Here is an 18,142-nt window from a genome sequence, read left to right on the forward strand (position 1 = left end):
TACTATAACTGTACGTTCATACAAGGAGAACCATGGCTAAGCCCATTGTCGCTATAGTCGGCCGCCCCAATGTGGGCAAATCTACGCTGGTCAATCGCATTGCCGAGAAGCGTGACGCGATTGTTCATGAATCACGCGGCGTGACGCGGGATCGCTCATACCATGATGCCGATTGGAACGGCCGCGACTTTCGCCTGATTGACACAGGTGGCATCGAATCCGTTAAATCCAAAGATCAGTTTGCCCCGCACATTCGTGAACAGGCTTTGCTGGCCTGCGCAGAAGCGGATATCATTGTCTTTGTGGTTGATGGAAAAACAGGCATCACCGATGAGGATGAAGAAGTCGCCCGTATTGTCCGCAAGTCCGGCAAACCCGTTTTTCTGGTGGTCAACAAGAAGGATAATCCCGCCGCTGAGCAGGACGGACTTTGGGATTTTTACGCCCTGGGCGTAGGCGAGCCGATCCCTATTTCTGCTGCGCATGGCACGGGGACAGGCGATTTGCTTGACGATATCGTTGCAACTCTTCCTGAAGAAGACGATGAATCGCATGATGGCGCTATTCTTAACCTTGCCATTATCGGCCGTCCCAATGTAGGCAAGTCTTCGCTGGCTAACCGCCTGGCTCACAAAAAACGCTCCATTGTTTCAGATGTCGCGGGCACCACGCGCGACGCCATCGATACGATGATTGAATGGAAGGGAATGCCCATTTGTCTCGTTGACACCGCGGGCATTCGCAAAAAGAGCCAGGTACATGAAGATGTTGAGTATTACAGTCTGGTGCGGGGCCTGCAAGCTATGGACCGAGCTGATGTGTGCCTTTTGGTGGTAGACGCCTCCATCGGCGTTACCGAGCAAGACCAGAAGCTCGCCAATATGGCTATTGAGCGCGGATGCGCGCTGGTAGTGGTCCTCAATAAGTGGGACCTTATCGATTCCGACGCTCAGCGTAGTGACGTGGCCGCTTCTGTCGCCAAGCGGTTGGCATTCGCTCCTTGGATACCGTCCATTCATGTTTCCGCCTTGACGGGGCGCTCGCTTGATAAGGTGCTGAGCGCCGCTGTTGCTGCTGCCGAGGCTCACGCGGCTGAGCTGCGCACGTCCGAGCTCAACGACCTTCTCGCGCGGATTCGTGAAAGCGGCCATACGGTTTCCGATAAGGGCCGCCGCCTTAAGATTCACTATGCGACGCAGACGGGAACCAAGCCTCCCGCTATCTCGTTTTGGTGCAACGCGCCTGATCTTGTTGACGATGCCTACGAGCGCTTTATTGAAAATCGTCTTCGCGAGCGCTTTTCCTTGACAGGCACGCCCGTTCGTCTGAAGTTCCGCAGAAAAACGGAGGCACGATAATGAACGTCATCTTTGCTGGACTTGCGTTGGGAGTCGCCGCCTTCCTTATTGGAGGCATTCCCTTTGGATTGATTATTGCGCGGAGTATGGCTCACGAGGATATCCGCGAGGTGGGCTCCGGCAATATCGGGACGACTAATGTGGCGAGAAGCGCCGGCGGAGCGGCGGGTATTTTGACGCTTCTGTGCGACGCGGGCAAAGGCTTTCTCAGCGTCTTTGTCGCCCGTCTTGTCCTCACTGCGGTATCAGGGGGCGACGCGGCGGCTTTTAACGGAGAAGGAAGCTATTCCTGGCTTGTCGCCTTTATATACGCCTGCTGCGTACTGGGACACATTTTCTCTCCGTGGCTTCATTTTCACGGTGGAAAGGGGATTGCCGTAGGATTTGGCGGCGGTTTAGCGCTCAATACGGCAATGGCCTGTATGGCATTCTTGGTGTTTTTGGCGCTCGCGCTGCCAACGCGCTATGTGTCGCTTGGGTCTGTTGGCGCCGCCCTCGCAATCGTTGTCTTTGCCCTTCTATTCGGTGAATCTCTTCCTTCTGTTCTATGTATAACCGTTGTCGCCGTGACGGTTATATGGGCCCACCGAGAAAACCTGCAAAGGCTTTCAGCAGGAACTGAGCGTCAGTTTTCTCTGGAAAAAGAAAAGGATAAATCATGAGGCGCGCCTGTGTTATTGGATCGGGTTCTTGGGGTACCGCCTTTTCCACACTCCTTGCAGCTACCTGCGAAGACGTGGTCATATGGTCGCTTGAAGCGAAAATCGCCGAGAGCATCAACCAACGGCATACAAATTGCCTTCATCTGAGCGATGCGCTGCTGCCGGATACAATTCGAGCCACGACGTCGTATGAAGAAGCGCTTCAGGGAGCTGAGGCGGTCGTGCTGGCTACGCCTTCGGCATTTCTGCGATCTGTATGTCATTCGCTGGTGCCGTTTCTCTCAGATGACGTTGATGTACTTGTACTCTCAAAAGGCATGGAAGCGCACTCGCATATGCTGATGCACGAGGTTGCTGCTGACGAGCTGGGTCATCCGGAACGTATTGCCGTCCTGTCGGGTCCCAACCATGCGGAGGAGGTCATAAAAAAGAGCTTTTCCGCCGCGGTGGTCGCCTCAGAAAACCCTGCCTGTGCCCGCAGGTTTCAGCAGGCGATATCCTGCCGTTTTTTCCGTGCCTATGTAAGTGATGACATATGCGGAGTTGAGGCCTGCGCGGCGGCGAAAAACGTCGTTGCGATAGCGTGCGGTGTCGCGGCGGGAAAGGGAGCGGGAGATAACACCCTGGCCGCGCTCATGACCAGAGGTATCGCTGAAATAAGCCGCATAGTAGCCGCTCTTGGAGGCAATCCTCTCACGTGTATGGGTCTTGCCGGCATGGGAGATTTGGTGGTCACCTGCACTTCTCGCCATTCCCGGAACCGCTCCTTCGGGGAGGCTCTTGTGGCGGGCGAAACTCTTAAGGGATATCAGGATCGCACGCACATGGTGGTCGAAGGCGCTCAGGCGGTTCTAGGCCTTTCAGAGCTTGGCCGAGAGAAGGGCATTGAGGTTCCTCTTACAGACGCGGTATATGCGCTCTTATACGGGGGCAGTTCGATTGAGGATGTTATCGCGAACCTTGTGGACCGCATACCTCGTGACGAATTCTATGGTATTGAACGCTAAGAAACGTGAGGAACGCTATGACTGACACGATGACCAACATACAGATAGCCCCGTCCGTCTTATCGGCTGACTTCTCCAAACTCGGAGACGAGCTCGCAAGCATCGCGCACGCCGACTACGTTCATTACGACGTGATGGACGGCCATTTTGTACCAAACATCTCTTTTGGACCCGCCCTTATGGCTCAGGCTCAAAAGGCGACAGATTTGCCCTTTGACGTGCATCTTATGGTAACTAATCCCGAGGATATCGTCCCGTTGTTTTTGGATCTTGGCGCTAAGATTGTAACCTTTCATATAGAGGCTGCGACGCACGCCCATCGTCTGGTTGACCTTATTCATGCGCATGGGGCTCAAGCGGGTATCTCGCTCAATCCGGCAACGCCGGTGTGTCTGCTCGAGAACATCATCGAAGATCTTGATTTGGCGCTTGTCATGAGCGTGGACCCGGGCTTTGGAGGACAAAAGTTCATCTCAGGCTCTTTGGCAAAGATTCGCCAGCTCAAACGGCTCTGTGAGGCTCATAAGGTGCATCCCCAAATCGAAGTCGACGGCGGAGTCAGCGCCGCCAACGCCGCTGAGCTCACTGCTGCGGGAGCAACTATGCTTGTAGCGGGCAGCGCCATTTTCAAGGCCGAAGATCGCGCGGCCGCTATCGATGAGCTTCGCTTAGCTGCCGAGAAGGACCTTACTACACAAGCTTAAGGGAAGAAGTTTAACGACTATGCCATTGCTGTATCTGGATTATGCCTCGTCAGCGCCTACGAGAGCTACGGCGCTTGCTGCCGAGAAGGACTACGAAAACTCGGAGATTGCCGGCGTAAATCCAAACTCTTTGCACTCGCTGGGGAGAAAGGCCGCCCGCGCCTTGGACGGCGTCCGTGTAGATATCGTCAAAGCGGCAGGAGGACGCTTCAGGGCTCCTGACGTCATTTTTACTTCCGGTGGAACCGAGGGCAATAATCTGGCTGTCATCGGCATTGCCGAAGGCGCGCGTGCAAAAGACCGTTCTCGCACAACCGTGATTATGTCGTCCATCGAGCACGATTCCGTTCTCTCGACAGCGTCGGTGCTCCGCGGTCGCGGGTTCGACGTTCGTTTAGTACAGCCTAACCGTCAAGGATACGTTGAGGTTCAGACTCTTTGTGAAGCCCTTGACCAAAGCGTTTGTCTCGTCAGCATCATGTACGCCAATAACGAGACAGGCGTTGTGCAGCCCATCGCCGAGCTTTCCAAGGCGGCTCATCAGTCTGGCGCTTACGTTCATACCGATGCGGTCCAGGCCTTTGGACGCATTCCACTGCAGCTTGATGATGTTGACGCGCTTACCGTTACCGCTCATAAATTGGGTGGCCCTATCGGCATCGGAGCGGCGCTTATCAGGTCGCGCACGCCGCTGAGACCTCAGAGCTACGGCGGCGGTCAGGAGCAGGGGAGGCGCCACGGCACACAGGCTGTTCGAGGCGCCCTCGCCTTCGCGGCGGTGGCGCGAGAATGCGCTGATAACCTTTCTGAGCGGCGTGCTTTGGTTTCTGAGCGTGCGGAGAAGCTCTACCGGCGTCTTTGCGCGTCTCCAAAAATTGAGGCCACCACTTCAGTAAGCATTGGAGACGACCATCTGCCGGGAATTGTCAATATCCTTGTGTCGGATATTGATTCCGAGTCATTGGTACTTGGCCTTGACCAGAAGGGCTTTGAAGTTTCCGCGGGATCCGCCTGCTCTTCCGGATCCCTTGATCCGAGTCATGTGCTTTCTGCGATGGGAGTCTCTCGGCGTAAAGCCTTAGGCTCGCTGCGGATTTCATTTGATGAGCGTATCTGCGATAGTGAACTTGATGCGTTTGCCGACGCACTTCTCGCCATCGTTGATGCATAATAAATAACTCTTACGCGTAAAGAGAAGAGCGTGCGTCGGCATTGCTCTCACAGTTGTATACGATGCTTGTACAGGAGGGAATATGAGCGAATCAGCAGCACTGATGCGGCTTCAAAAAATTGATCTTGAGCTGCTTAAAGCCAACTCGACCCTCGCGGCAATGCCTCAGCTCAAGCGCCTCAAAACAATCCAGCTGGCTCAAAAGAAGCTATCTCTTGAGCTCAACCGCATTATCGGTCTGCGCAAAGACGCGGAGCTTGAAATAGAAGATCTTGAGGGTCGTCGCAAAGAGCATGTGCAAAAAACCGCAGAAGTTCAGGCTGCCGCGGCTACAGAGAGTGACTATCGAATTTTGAGCGATTATGACCACAAGCTGACGTCTCTGGCGAAGGCTATCGAGAAGGTTGATTTTAAACTTACAGGTGCTCGTGAGAATCTGCAGAAACTGCAAAAGGTTGAAGCTGGTGCGTATAAGATGCAGCGTAAGCTTACAGATGAGCTTGAGACTGTGACCTCCTCTCTTTCTACCGATACAACAGTTCTTCAAGACTGCGTTAACAGCTTGAAGAGCGATCGCGAGATGGTGGCCGCACAGCTCTCTCAACCTATACTTGACGCTTATGAAAAAGCTCGCAAGCGTTTCAAAGGTCTTGCCGTTGAGTATCTTGACGGTAACATGCCCAGCACCTGTCGCGTCAAGCTACAGCCAAGTTCATTTCATGATCTCGCCCATGGAGAGGCGATAACTGAGTGTCCTTACTGTCACCGTATGCTGGTAACGGATTATGCGCTTGAGGAGGAGTGTGCTCAGTCATGACATTGGAGGCTTCGTCGCAAAAAAAGGTCGCCCTTGCGGTTTGTGGGGGTATTGCCGCCTATAAGGCCGCTGAGGTGGTGCGCGATTTTCAGAGGAACGGATGTGACGTGCGCGTAGTCATGACAGAAAACGCGGCAAAGTTTGTCGGTCCCGTAACGTTTCGCGCGCTCTCGCACCATCCCGTCATCGAAAGTCTCTTCAACTTTGAAGAGAGTGCGACGCCTCATATCGATCTTGCCGACTGGGCCGATCTTTTTGTCGTAGTTCCCGCTACCGCAAACGTTCTGGCGAAACTGGCCACTGGCATCGCCGATGATGCTTTGACTGCCGCCCTGCTTGCTGCGCATACGCCTGTGCTTATCGCTCCCGCCATGAACACCCACATGTGGAATAACCCGGCAACGCAGACAAACGTTACCGTGCTGAGCGAACGAGGGTACCGCTTTGTGGCTCCTGAGACAGGTTTGCTTGCCTGCGGATATGTTGGAACCGGTAAGCTTGCCGGCGTTTCTGACATCACCGCTGCTGCCCTTGAGCTTTTTGCGCAGCCGGCGCACGATGACGCAGATGCGGCGCGCGACTTTCCCGAGCGTCCGTGTGACCTTACCGGACACCATATTCTCATCACCGCGGGGCCTACGCATGAAGCCATCGATCCGGTGCGCTTTTTGGCAAACGCCTCAACCGGCAAGCTCGGCTTTACGCTTGCGGCGGAGGCGTATCGCCGTGGCGCCAAGGTGACACTTGTTGCCGGACCCGTTTCGCTGCCAACGCCGCCTGGTGTCAAGCGCATTGATGTTGTCTCAGCCACCGACATGTTGCACGCCTGTGAAACCGCCTTTGAAAGCGCTGACGCGGCTATTCTGACGGCGGCGGTTGCCGATTACACGCCTCTTGTCTGCGCGGATCACAAGCTCAAAAAATCTCGTGAGCCGCTTTCTGAAATCAAACTTGTGGAGACGGTTGATATTCTCGCCACCCTGGCTGCCGCAAAAGGAAATCGTGTGGTGGTGGGCTTTGCCGCGGAAACGGATGATCTGCTTCAAAACGCTCAGGCTAAACTTGAGCGTAAGGGTGCAGATATGATAGTGGCCAACGATGTTTCGCGCGCCGACTCGACCTTCGGTTCTGATACAGACCGCGTCGCCTTTGTAACGAGCGGCGAAGTTCAGCAGCTTGAAACGCTGCCGCTGGTATCAGTCGCTCACGCGGTGCTTGACAGGACGCTTCGCTTGCTGGAGGCTCGTGCATGACGCCGGTTGCTTTTGAACTTACGATAGGCTGCCATTTGTCTACGGCCGCCGGCTGGAAGAAAATGGAGGAGACAGCGCTCGCGCTTGGCGCTAACACGTTTGCCTTCTTCACGCGAAATCCGCGCGGCGGCAATGCCAAAACGTTGGACCTTGATGACCTTGAGGCACTGAAAACGCTCATGCGAGAAAATCATTTCGGCAAGCTTGTGGCGCACGCCCCCTATACCATGAACCTTTGCTCAGCGAAGTATGAAACCGTCGATTTTGCTCGGCGCGCCATGGCAGAAGATCTTGAGCGTATGGAGTACCTGCCGGGAAACTACTATAACTTTCATCCGGGCAGCCACGTTGGGCAAGGTGCCGAGAAGGGCGTCAAGCTTGTAATTGAGGGATTGAATGCCTGTCTTGTTCCTGGGCAAGCTACCATGGTACTTCTCGAGACTATGGCCGGCAAGGGCACCGAGGTAGGGCGCACGTTTGAAGAACTCGCGGCTATTCTTGACGGGGTTGCCCATGACGAGCTTCTTGGAGTGTGTTTAGATACCTGCCATGTACATGACGGCGGCTATCGTATTTTTGATAGCCTTGACTATGTACTCGATGAGTTTGACAGGATTATTGGACTTGAGCGTCTTAAGGCTCTGCACCTGAACGACTCAAAGAATCCGTGCGGGGCCCACAAAGACAGACATGAAAAGATAGGCCAGGGATACCTTGGTCTTGACGCGTTTGCGTCAATCGTCACTAATTCTCGTTTGCGCACGCTTCCAATGATTCTTGAGACGCCTCAAGATTTTGACGGCTATAAACATGAAATTGCCCTGCTCCGCCGTATTGCAGCAGCGGACAATCAGACACATGAATCTGCTTTGGGCGGCGTGAGATAAATGGGGATTTTAATCGGCTGCGAGCGTCTTACGATGGAATGGCCGGGCAAGAGAGTTCTTTTTGACCAGACCGTCGGCATCAACGAAGGTGACCGCATTGGCGTCGTCGGAAAAAATGGAGACGGAAAGTCGACACTTTTGCGCCTCATAGCGCGCCGTTTGGATCCCGATGACGGCAACGTCGTCTGGCGCGGTAGCGTTCAGGTGGGATATCTTGGACAGTCGGACGCCCTCGATGCGCATGAGACAGTCGGCCACTCAATCGTAGGGGATATCCCTGAATACCTCTGGGCATCAGATGCGCGCATCCGAGGCATACTGGACGAATTGGTGGGAGATCTCAGCTGGGATGCTCTCATCGGGCAGCTTTCCGGAGGTCAGCGCCGGCGCTGTGACCTCGCTCGTCTTTTGGTTGGCTCTTGGGACGCGCTGCTTCTGGACGAGCCTACTAATCATCTTGATATGCATACCATACAATGGCTTGCCCATCATCTTAAGAACTGCTGGCCCAAAGGACAGGGCGCTCTCATTGTCGTAACGCATGACCGCTGGTTTCTTGATGAGGTCTGTGACCACATGTGGGAGGTTCATGATAGCGTCATTGATCCTTTCGAGGGAGGGTATTCGGCCTACATTCAGCAGCGTGTCGAGCGCGATCGTCAGGCAGCGGCAATAGAGGAACGCCGCCAGAATACCCTTCGCAAAGAGCTCAACTGGCTGTCGCATGGAGCAAAAGCCCGCACCTCAAAACCGCGCTTTCGCGTGGAAGCGGCCCGTGCGCTGCTTGCTGATGACCCGCCGCTGCGCAATACGCTTGAACTTAAGCGTATGGCTATGGCGCGCTTGGGCAAGCAGGTCATTGAAATGAAAAACGTTTCGTTTGCATATCCGGAGGCGGACGGCACACTAAAGCCGCCTGTCATCAACGCTATTGAATGGATTATCGGGCCGGGAGACCGTTATGGCGTCCTTGGCGAAAACGGCGCAGGAAAATCAACCCTGCTGGAGCTTATGACTCAACAGCTTATGCCGACGGCAGGGCAGCTTAAGGTTGGTAAATCGGTACGATTCGGCTGGCTTTCTCAGCGGCTTGACAGTCTTGCTGACGTACAAAATCAAAGCGTCCTTGATATTTTATCCCGCTATAAAACAACGTATTATGTCGACGGCAAAACCCAAAGCCCCACACAGCTGTTGGAACGACTTGGATTTGATCGCTGTGAGTTTTCTTCTCGCGTCAAAGATCTTTCCGGCGGCCAACAACGTCGGCTGGCCCTTCTCTGTGTGCTTTTGAAAGAGCCGAACGTGCTTGTTTTGGACGAGCCCGGCAATGACCTTGATACCGATATGCTGGCTGTTATTGAAGATTTACTTGACAGCTGGCCGGGAACGCTGCTGCTGGTGACGCACGACCGCTTTCTTATGGAACGTGTTACTGACAATCAGTTTGCCCTTCTTGACGGCAAGATTTGCCACGTTCCAGGCGGTGTTGATGAGTACCTCACGCTCGTTGAGAAGGCTCAGCGTGAGAAAACTAAGCGCGAAGGCAGCAAGCAGATACTGGCGTCATCATTGGGCACCACGGCTGACAATGGCATATCGAAAAGCGCAGACGCTTCACCTCAAACGCTGACCAACCAGGAGCGGCGGAAATTGAAAAAACGTCTTGACTCAGTCGCGCGGCGTATGGAAAAAGCTGAAGGCGCGCCTGATGAGGTGCGTGCTCAGATGGCCGCAGCCGATCAAAGCGATGCCGAAACCCTTATGAGGCTGCAAAAAGAGCTGGATGAGGCTGAAGCGGCGGTATCAGAGCTTGAGGACGAATGGCTTGAACTTTCAGAGAGGCTTGGGTGAGGTGCGGTGAAGGAACTGCTTCGACGCTTTGTATTCCCGGCCTATGGCACGCGCACGCTCTTCGCGGTACTTGCAAAGAGCGTAGAGGTAATAGGCGACCTGCTGATGCCTCTGATTATTGCACGCATGATTGACGTTGGCGTGCAATCAGGCAATGTGTATGACATCATTCGCTATGGGTGCCTGCTCGCGCTTATCGCGCTTGTTGGATTCGGCTTTACGATCTTCTGTCAATACCAGGCCTCAATCGTGGCTCAGGGCTCAGGTACCGCCATGCGAAACGCGCTCTTTGCAAAAACACAGGAGCTTTCAAGCGCTGACGTACATCAACTGGGAACCGATACGCTTATCACCCGTCTTATAAACGATGTCAATCAAGTGCAGGTTACCGTGGCACTTGGGATTCGTCAGTTGATCCGCTGGCCCCTTTTGGCTGCCGGCTCTCTTATAGCGACTCTTGTGATCGATCCGCGTCTGGGCGGTATTTTTCTCATAGCAACGCTCATAGTGGGCGCCGTCTTTTGGTTTGTAATTGTCCGCTCGGTCGTGCTGTTTCATGCCTTGCAGGAAAGCCTCGATAGGGTATCGCGTTTTATGCGAGAAATGCTCTCGGGAGTTCGTGTTATTCGGGCGTTTCGCCGAGAAGATACAGAGCGGGCGCGCTTTACCGAAGCTGTTGGCGCACAGACTGACAAAGCAACCGCCGCCGCCAACTATTCTGCTCTTTTGAACCCTGCGACTTTTCTGGTGATGTATGGAGCCGTCGCGCTCGTCTTGTGGTTTGCCGCACCGCAAATAACTTCGCATACGCTTTCCTCGGGCAGCATCATTGCACTCTTGAGCTATATGACCCAGACGCTTCTGGCTGTGGGATACATCGCAAATTTGATGCTTATCTGTACAAGAGGAACCGCGTCGGGCAGACGTGTGCTGGAGGTATTGAACACTAAAGCCGCTCTGAGCGACAGAGAAAAGTCTTCCTTCTCTCTTTCCCGGCAGGAATGTGACCACGCTCCCGCTCTTGAGCTTCGCGATGTTACGCTTGTGTATGACGGCGGCGGTGAGCCCGCTCTTTCGCACATTTCTCTTACCGTACCTGCCGGCAGTTCGTTAGGCATCATCGGCGGTACCGGATCTGGCAAGTCTTCCTTGGCAAAACTTCTACTTCGACTGTACGACCCTGAAGAGGGCAGCGTAAAGATTTTTGGGCGCGCCTCAACGCAGTACGCCTTTTCTCAGCTGCGTCATCTTGTCTCGTTTGTGCCGCAGCACGCCTCGCTGGTCACAGGCACCATCAGAACTAACCTTCAGTGGCGAGACGCGCATGCAACCGACAAGGATCTCTGGAATGCCCTTACCTACGCTCAGGCGGCGGATTTTGTACGCGAGAAGTCCCAGCAGCTTAACAGCGCTGTTGAAGCCGGTGGCAAAAATTTCTCCGGCGGCCAGCGCCAAAGGCTTACCATCGCACGGGCGCTGGTAGGCAACCCGCGCATTATCGTACTTGACGACTCCGCCTCGGCGCTCGACTTCGCGACTGACGCGAAACTTCGCGCGGCGCTTCAAACGCTGCGTTCTGAGGTGACCTCTGTCATTATTTCCCAACGCGTAGCCGCGGTTATGCAAGCAGACCAGATACTGGTGCTCGATCACGGACGCCAAGTTGGTCTGGGAAGTCATCAGGAACTTCTCGCCACGTGCTCTCTGTACAAAGAAATCTGCCTCTCGCAGCTTCGTCCTGAGGAGGTAGGGGTGTAAATGGCTGATATGTATACCGGAGGAGGATCTGCCGCCGCCATCAGCGCCAGTGTGCGCGGCAATGGCTCAAACGACCCAGAGCGGAAAGACACTACTACAGGAGCGAGCGCAGCTCAGCTTTCTGCTTTGCAGGTCACCCGCCGCCTTGCCGGCTGGATTGCTCCGCACGCTCTGCTGTTGCTACTCTCACTGGTGAGCTCTGTTGTCACCATACTTTTGCAGCTATGGGTCCCTGTCATCGTAGGAGCCGCTATTGACCAGCTGGTTCACTTGGTTCAGGGAGGAGAGGCCGCTCTTGTTCCTACGCTTGTGAAGCTGGCTCTTGTAGTGCTTCTCGCCAGCGTAACGCAGTGGATCACCAGCTGGGCTACGAACCGCCTGACGTATTCGATTACGCGCGCGCTTCGCATCGCCGCGCATGAAAAGATTGCACGCCTGCCGCTTTCCTACATCGATTCTCATTCCCAGGGAGATCTGCTGTCGCGCGTTGTAAATGACGTCGACCAACTGGGAGATGGCCTCTTACAGGGGCTGACGCAGCTGCTGACAGGTGTGGTTACCATTGTGGGCACGCTTGCTTTCATGTTTTCGCTTTCTGTCCCCATGGGGCTTGTCGTAGCGCTTGCGACGCCGCTTTCTATCCTGGCGGCGGCTTTGGTGACACGTTTCGCGTCACGCTCCTTCGCGCGGCAGCAGGCGTTTCAAGGAGCGCTTGGCGGCTATGCCGAGGAAATGATTACCAACCAGGAGCTCATTGCTGCCTTCGCGCATCAAGAAGTTGTCGAGAAGGACTTCCGGAAAATCAATAGCGGTCTTTATACCGCAGGTCAGCGCGCTCAGTTCGCAAGTTCCCTTGCAAACCCGTCAACTCGTCTGGTCAATAACCTTATCTACACTCTTGTAGCGGCGCTTGGCTGCATCTGCGTCATCACCGGCATACCTTCAGTCCTCACTATTGGCCAAGTGCAGAGCTTTTTGTCGTACGCAAATCAGTATATGCGGCCTTTCTACGCCATCTCCGCCGTCACAACGCAGGTGCAGACCGCCTATGCAAGCGCGCGGCGTGTCTTTGAGCTGCTTGACGCTGAGGAGAACGCCGCCGACCCCGCTCATCCAAAGCATATCGATGACCCCTCAGGTGATATCGTTTTTGAGGATGTCTCGTTCTCGTATGATAAAAAACATCCGCTGCTTCAACACATCAGTTTCCATGCGGCAGCAGGTGAGCGTATCGCGCTTGTCGGTCCCACCGGCTGTGGCAAGACCACTCTGATCAATTTGTTGCTCCGCTTTTACACCATCGACTCCGGAGCCATTTTTGTCAACGGATGCAATACGCAAGATCTTACGCGCTCCGAGCTTCGCGCGCAGTTTGGTATGGTGTTGCAGGACACATGGCTCTTTGAGGGAACCATACGGGAAAACGTTCGCTATAGCCGTCCTGACGCCACGGATACAGAGGTTGAAGAAGCCTGCAGGCGCGCGCAGGCTCATGAGTTTATCGTTCAGCTGCCTCAGGGCTACGACACCAAGGTGGGAGAGGACGGAGGCGCGCTTTCCCAAGGTCAGCAACAGCTGCTTTGCATTGCCCGTGTCATGCTCGCCGACCCGCCCATTCTGCTTTTGGATGAGGCCACGTCAAGTATCGACACCAGAACCGAACAATTAGTGCAGACCGCCTTTGACAGCATGATGGAAGGACGCACCTCACTTGTCGTTGCCCACCGACTTTCTACCGTTCGCAATGCTGACTGTATCCTTGTGCTTAAGGATGGGGGCATAATTGAGCGTGGTTCACATGATGAGCTGATCGCGAGAGGCGGCTTTTACGCCAATCTCTATGAAAGTCAATTTGAACGCGTTCAAGACTAGCTTGAAAACTCTGTGTCAGGGAACAGAGCGAGAAGCTCATCGGCGTCACGAGAGAGGTGAAAGATGGCGCGGATATACGATGCGATTGTCATCGGAGCAGGCGTTTGTGGCTGCGCGATTGCGCGAGAGCTGTCCAGGTATCGTGGACACTTCGCGGTTATTGAACGAGAAGAAGATGTCTGCGCGGGTACGACGAAAGCTAATTCAGCTATCGTACATGCCGGTTTTGACGCGCAACTAGGGAGCCTTATGGCTCAGCTTAACGTTGAGGGATCACATCTTATGCCGCGGCTTTGCGAGGAGCTGGGGGTAGATTACGATCCAATTGGTGCGCTTGTTGTTTGCACCGAAGAAGAAGCACGAAACAGCCTCTATGACCTGCAGCAGCGTGGTAAGGATAACGGTGTAACTGAGCTTGAAGTTATAGACCGTAAGCGTTTAGTTGAACTTGAACCTCATATATCTGATAGGGCAGTAGGAGCTCTTTTTGCTCCCACGAGCGCCATCGTCAACCCCTTTCAGCTTTGCCATCACCTTGCTGACTGCGCCGCGCAAAACGGCGTCGAATTTCATTTCAACGAACCGGCTAAGAGTGTGGCAAGTATCACAGATGACAGCGGAGAGACGCTCTGGCGTATAGACACCACGCAACGTGAATACTTCACCCGCGCGGTTATCAATGCCGCCGGCGTCTATGCGGATGTAATCCATAACTGGGTCGCTACGGAAAAACTTACTATAGGGCCGAGGCGGGGTCAGTACTATGTGCTTGATAAGTCGGCGGGAACCCATGTAAACCACACGATTTTCTCGCTTCCCACGAAACTGGGGAAGGGCGTTTTAGTTACTCCGACTACGGGAGGAAATCTCCTGGTAGGACCCAACGCCGAAGACATCGCAGATAAGCGGGGAACCGACACGACCGCAAAAGGAATGTCAGAGGTAAAAGCCAAATCAGCGCTGACCGTAAAGGACATTCCGTTTTGGGATACCATTGCAACATTTTCCGGCCTTCGAGCGCACCAGCCGGGACATGATTTTGTTATCGGCGAGCTTTCTGAGGCTCCAGGATTTATCGACTGTGCGGCTATCGAGTCTCCGGGACTTAGCTCCGCGCCTGCCATCGGACGTATGGTCGCGGATATGGTTCAAGACAGGCTGGATCTCTCTCATAACCCCGAGTTTAATCCGTATCGTCCCACCATGCCGGACCTCTTAAAAATCTCTGAGGAAGCCTGGCAGGCGCTGATAGATAAAAATCCCGCTTACGGACAGATCGTGTGCCGCTGTAACCGCGTCTCAGAAGCGCAGATTATCGAGGCTATCACATCTCCTGTGGGCGCGCGTTCCCTGGACGGTGTGAAACGTCGCACCGAAGCCTGTATGGGCCGCTGCCAGGCGGGATTTTGTACGCCTAAAATCTTGGACCTTCTCGCCCAAAAGGTATCCGATCTTGCCCCTGATGAGGTGAGCAAAGCAGGACCCGAATCAGAGATCTTTTTCGGATGTAATAAGGGTCTTCTGAGCGCTTCATCTGCGCGTGTTTCGCTGAAAGCCGTTGATAGATATGAATAGCGTGGAGTTGAGCAGCGTGGAGTCTCTGGCGGCAAAGGACACAGCGCCTGCAAGAATAGATACCACAGGCGCCGCAGCGCTTTCCTACGACGTTGTAGTTGTCGGCGGCGGTCCGGCGGGTCTCGCTGCCGCTCAAGCGGTCAACATCGGCGCCGCGAATACGCATTCCGTCCTTGTCATTGAGCGTGATCGTGAGCTTGGCGGCATCCTTAACCAGTGCATTCATAACGGCTTTGGGCTCATTACGTTCAAAGAAGAGCTTACCGGGCCTGAATACGCCGCGCGGTATGTAGAAAAAGTTATGAACAATCCCAACGTTGAAGTGCTTTTAAATACCATGGTTATCAACGTCGCAGGCGACCGTACCGTAACGTGCGTAAACTCCCAGCGCGGCCTCATGCATATTCAGGCGGGAGCCATTATTCTCGCCATGGGCTGTCGCGAACGTCCCCGCGGAGCGCTTGCCATACCCGGTTTTCGACCAGCCGGAGTGTTTACCGCCGGCACGGCGCAGCGCCTTGTCAACATCGAGGGACGTATGCCGGGCAAGGAAGTCGTCATCTTAGGTTCGGGCGACATCGGCCTCATTATGGCTCGCCGTATGACGCTCGAAGGAGCTCATGTCGCCTGTGTAGCTGAGCTCATGCCGTATTCAGGTGGCCTCAAGCGCAATATCGTCCAGTGTCTTGATGACTTTGGCATTCCGCTACTGCTTTCGCATACCGTTACCAGAATTGATGGCGAGAAGCGCGTGGAGGCAGTGGAGATATCCGAGGTCGATGCTCATGGCACTCCCATCCCCGGCACGCAAAAGCTCTATCCCTGCGATACGCTGATGCTTTCGGTGGGATTGCTTCCTGAAAACGACCTCTCTCGTGAAACCGGCGTAGAGCTTTCCCGCGTCACGCGCGGACCTGTTGTTTCTGAGTGTCTCGAAACTTCTGTTCCCGGTATTTTCGCCTGCGGAAATGTCCTTCACGTCCACGATCTTGTCGATTATGTCTCTGAAGAAGCTTGCTTTGCAGGTCAGAGAGCCGCCGCTTTTGTGGAGCGAGAACAAACGTTGCCTCCAGAGGACCTCTCTCACGTTGAGCTTCTTGCAAAAGACGGCGTACGCTATACCGTTCCGCAGCATATCAGCCCTGAGGCTATGGGCGAACGGCTGACGGTCCGTTTTCGCGTTGATAACGTGTATAAAGACAGATCGATCGCAGTTTATTTTGACGATACGCGCATACTGAAAAAACGTCGACCAATCATGGTGCCAGGCGAGATGGAGCAGATAGTTCTCAAAAAAGAAGTCATTCTGTCTTATATCCATGACCACGGATCGCTTAACGTCATTACCGTCTGCCTTGAGGAGGTTGCTCATGCCTAGTACGCAGACTGTTACCTGTATTCGATGCCCCCGAGGCTGCTCGGTAGTTGTGCGTTTTGACGGCGAGAAGATCGTTGAGGTCACAGGCAACGCCTGTCCGCGCGGTGATTCCTATGCGCGCGCCGAGGTGACACATCCTGTGCGTACCGTTACCACTACGGTTCCGGTAGAGGACGGTATCATAGCCATGGTTTCAGTAAAAACGTCGGTAGAGGTGCCAAAAGATAAGGTATTCGATGTTGTCAAGGAGATCTCTCACCTGAAAGCTCGGGCTCCTGTTGCTCTCGGCGACGTACTTCTTGCCCACGCGGCCGGGACCGACGCCGATATCATCGCTACAAAGTCTGTGAGCCGCGCTGAACTATAGGACGCAGCGGGCAATGCGGGCTTGTCCTTTGTCAGGCCTCCCAACAGCACGCTTTCATGTCAACCCGGCCATCGGGCAAAAACGTAACACCCTCGTTCTCAAGGAGAGTTCTTTGCGCGTCAGGTCCGCCGAACGCAAAGCCGGGCGCGAGGGAGCCATCTTTGAATACCACGCGATGGCAGGGGACCCCTCCAGCCACGCCTGGGCTTTGATGCACGGCAAAACCTACATAGCGAGCCTTACGGGGTTCACCGATCATGCGGGCAACCTGTCCGTATGTTGTGACCCTGCCCTCGGGAATCTGTCTGACAAGAGCAAAGACGCGCTGAAAGAAACTATCCATTGTTACTCCGTTTTACTCGTGACCGTTTCTCTGAATCTCTCCGCTTTTGAAAAAGAGAAAGAAATGTCAATTGTTACTTGCTCATTTTATGCCCAGATGATAAGGTACTGATTCGTGCATTGAAGAAGCACGTTTCGGGTGGTGGCGCAGTTTGGTAGCGCACTTGACTGGGGGTCAAGGGGTCGCTGGTTCAAATCCAGTCCACCCGACCATGAAACTCTAAAGACCGGAGGCCACATTTACCTCCGGTCTTTTGCCATATTCTGACCACTAGCATTTTCGCCGTCGATAGCCGAAGCCGGTGCCTTACTCAACCGCTATCTCATAGTCGAAAGGAGATTGAGTCATGTCTGAATTCAATCCTTCTGTGGGACCGATTAAGACGAACGGGAAGAGTGATTCGATGCAGTCTCCGCAGTCTGTTGTGGCGATAGCGGCAGCTGCTGTTTGGGCTGCTGCCGGATATGACATTGTCGTCGGTCTCAATTATGCGGTCAATTGGGTAAATGCAAAACACATCCATATCGCTTGTCCTCGGGTTGGCAATCTCGCTGCTCATAGGGCTTATGGGCGTGTATATGCTGATAACCGGCAAAGCGAACCTGCTCCATGATTACCATAGGGCGACTACAGATGACGGATACTCTGTACAACTTGCCTGGAACAAAATGGACAGTAAGGTCTGGAAGGCAGAACGAGTCGAAGAGTATATGGGAAAAGGTGCACAAGGAGATCCCGAAGTTTTTATCGTTATTATGGTTCCTGAAGACTCAGTTGAACATATGGCGCAAGCGGTATATGAAGTTCAAAAAGGCTTGTGGCCTCTAAAGCGTAATATGCACGTTCTGGCTGCAATAAGTGGCCTGACGCTTGAAAGTGGAGCTATCTATAACACCCCTGTCGATAAAGAGAATCTGATCACAAGAGATGATCCGCCGAAATATGAAGAGATCAAAGAGACTATTGTTGATTATCAGTTTAGAAACAAGCAGATAAATAAAACCTGAGCAATGGGATGGGTCTGGAGAAATAGGAGACCCAAACGACAGTGATGTAGCAATTACATGGCTGCATGATCCATCAAAATGATTATGATATTCCTTTCTTATAGGACTGAGTTGCCCTATGAAGACGTT

At 53.9% G+C, this 18,142-nt stretch carries 17 protein-coding genes and 1 tRNA gene; 17 read left to right on the plus strand and 1 reads right to left on the minus strand.

What is annotated here, in order from left to right:
- Positions 1 to 32: 32 nt before the first annotated feature.
- The 14 genes from der (at position 33) to QM016_RS00995 (ending at position 16,663) form a co-directional block, all read left to right on the plus strand.
- Complete coding sequence (gene der / locus QM016_RS00930) at positions 33 to 1,358, plus strand: ribosome biogenesis GTPase Der (protein ID WP_282709820.1); 1,326 nt, start codon at positions 33 to 35, stop codon at positions 1,356 to 1,358.
- Entirely contained in the window at positions 1,358 to 2,020 is a 663-nt protein-coding gene (plsY, locus tag QM016_RS00935) for a glycerol-3-phosphate 1-O-acyltransferase PlsY (RefSeq protein ID WP_016477008.1), read from the plus strand. The genes der and plsY overlap by 1 nt, the downstream gene beginning before the upstream one ends.
- Complete coding sequence (locus tag QM016_RS00940) at positions 2,017 to 3,027, plus strand: NAD(P)H-dependent glycerol-3-phosphate dehydrogenase (protein ID WP_016477007.1); 1,011 nt, start codon at positions 2,017 to 2,019, stop codon at positions 3,025 to 3,027. Before plsY ends, QM016_RS00940 begins: the two co-directional genes overlap by 4 nt.
- A 17-nt stretch (positions 3,028 to 3,044) precedes the next feature.
- Positions 3,045 to 3,731 carry a ribulose-phosphate 3-epimerase gene (gene rpe, locus QM016_RS00945; RefSeq protein WP_282709822.1) on the plus strand — a complete coding sequence of 229 codons (687 nt, stop codon included), beginning with the start codon at positions 3,045 to 3,047 and terminating at the stop codon, positions 3,729 to 3,731.
- Positions 3,732 to 3,750: 19 nt separating this feature from the next.
- Entirely contained in the window at positions 3,751 to 4,902 is a 1,152-nt protein-coding gene (locus QM016_RS00950; RefSeq protein WP_016477005.1) for a cysteine desulfurase family protein, read from the plus strand.
- Positions 4,903 to 4,984: 82 nt separating this feature from the next.
- Positions 4,985 to 5,719 carry a hypothetical protein gene (locus QM016_RS00955; RefSeq protein ID WP_016477004.1) on the plus strand — a complete coding sequence of 245 codons (735 nt, stop codon included), beginning with the start codon at positions 4,985 to 4,987 and terminating at the stop codon, positions 5,717 to 5,719.
- Positions 5,716 to 6,972, plus strand: coding sequence for a bifunctional phosphopantothenoylcysteine decarboxylase/phosphopantothenate--cysteine ligase CoaBC (coaBC, locus tag QM016_RS00960; protein WP_016477003.1), 1,257 nt, complete (start codon positions 5,716 to 5,718; stop codon positions 6,970 to 6,972). Before QM016_RS00955 ends, coaBC begins: the two co-directional genes overlap by 4 nt.
- The gene (locus tag QM016_RS00965) at positions 6,969 to 7,859 is read left to right on the plus strand and encodes a deoxyribonuclease IV (RefSeq protein WP_282709823.1); all 891 of its coding nucleotides are present in this window, start codon (positions 6,969 to 6,971) and stop codon (positions 7,857 to 7,859) included. Before coaBC ends, QM016_RS00965 begins: the two co-directional genes overlap by 4 nt.
- Entirely contained in the window at positions 7,860 to 9,713 is a 1,854-nt protein-coding gene (locus QM016_RS00970; RefSeq protein ID WP_282709824.1) for an ABC-F family ATP-binding cassette domain-containing protein, read from the plus strand.
- A 6-nt stretch (positions 9,714 to 9,719) separates the two neighbouring features.
- The gene (locus tag QM016_RS00975) at positions 9,720 to 11,471 is read left to right on the plus strand and encodes an ABC transporter ATP-binding protein (RefSeq protein WP_282709826.1); all 1,752 of its coding nucleotides are present in this window, start codon (positions 9,720 to 9,722) and stop codon (positions 11,469 to 11,471) included.
- Entirely contained in the window at positions 11,472 to 13,343 is a 1,872-nt protein-coding gene (locus QM016_RS00980) for an ABC transporter ATP-binding protein (RefSeq protein WP_282709827.1), read from the plus strand.
- A 63-nt stretch (positions 13,344 to 13,406) separates the two neighbouring features.
- Positions 13,407 to 14,918, plus strand: a complete 1,512-nt coding sequence (locus QM016_RS00985) for an NAD(P)/FAD-dependent oxidoreductase (protein WP_282709829.1) — start codon at positions 13,407 to 13,409, stop codon at positions 14,916 to 14,918.
- A gap of 16 nt (positions 14,919 to 14,934) precedes the next feature.
- The gene (locus tag QM016_RS00990; RefSeq protein WP_282709831.1) at positions 14,935 to 16,296 is read left to right on the plus strand and encodes an FAD-dependent oxidoreductase; all 1,362 of its coding nucleotides are present in this window, start codon (positions 14,935 to 14,937) and stop codon (positions 16,294 to 16,296) included.
- Positions 16,289 to 16,663: a DUF1667 domain-containing protein gene (locus QM016_RS00995; protein WP_282709832.1), complete on the plus strand. Its 375-nt coding sequence runs from the start codon at positions 16,289 to 16,291 to the stop codon at positions 16,661 to 16,663. Before QM016_RS00990 ends, QM016_RS00995 begins: the two co-directional genes overlap by 8 nt.
- 31 nt (positions 16,664 to 16,694) lie before the next feature.
- On the opposite strand, the gene QM016_RS01000 is transcribed toward QM016_RS00995, so the two are convergent.
- Positions 16,695 to 17,006 carry an MGMT family protein gene (locus QM016_RS01000; protein ID WP_282709834.1) on the minus strand — a complete coding sequence of 104 codons (312 nt, stop codon included), beginning with the start codon at positions 17,004 to 17,006 and terminating at the stop codon, positions 16,695 to 16,697.
- A 135-nt stretch (positions 17,007 to 17,141) separates the two neighbouring features.
- Between QM016_RS01000 and QM016_RS01005 the strand changes: the two genes are divergently transcribed.
- The 3 genes from QM016_RS01005 to QM016_RS01015 all read left to right on the plus strand — a co-directional run bounded on the left by QM016_RS01005 (position 17,142) and on the right by QM016_RS01015 (position 18,013).
- Positions 17,142 to 17,218 (plus strand) — tRNA-Pro (locus QM016_RS01005).
- Positions 17,219 to 17,352: 134 nt separating this feature from the next.
- Positions 17,353 to 17,619, plus strand: coding sequence for a hypothetical protein (locus tag QM016_RS01010; protein ID WP_016476994.1), 267 nt, complete (start codon positions 17,353 to 17,355; stop codon positions 17,617 to 17,619).
- A complete protein-coding gene (locus QM016_RS01015) occupies positions 17,585 to 18,013 on the plus strand; it encodes a hypothetical protein (RefSeq protein WP_282709836.1) in 429 nt (142 codons plus the stop codon). The genes QM016_RS01010 and QM016_RS01015 overlap by 35 nt, the downstream gene beginning before the upstream one ends.
- Positions 18,014 to 18,142 lie beyond the last annotated feature (129 nt).

Source organism: Lancefieldella sp. Marseille-Q7238 (genome assembly GCF_949152215.1).
Lineage (GTDB): Bacteria > Actinomycetota > Coriobacteriia > Coriobacteriales > Atopobiaceae > Lancefieldella.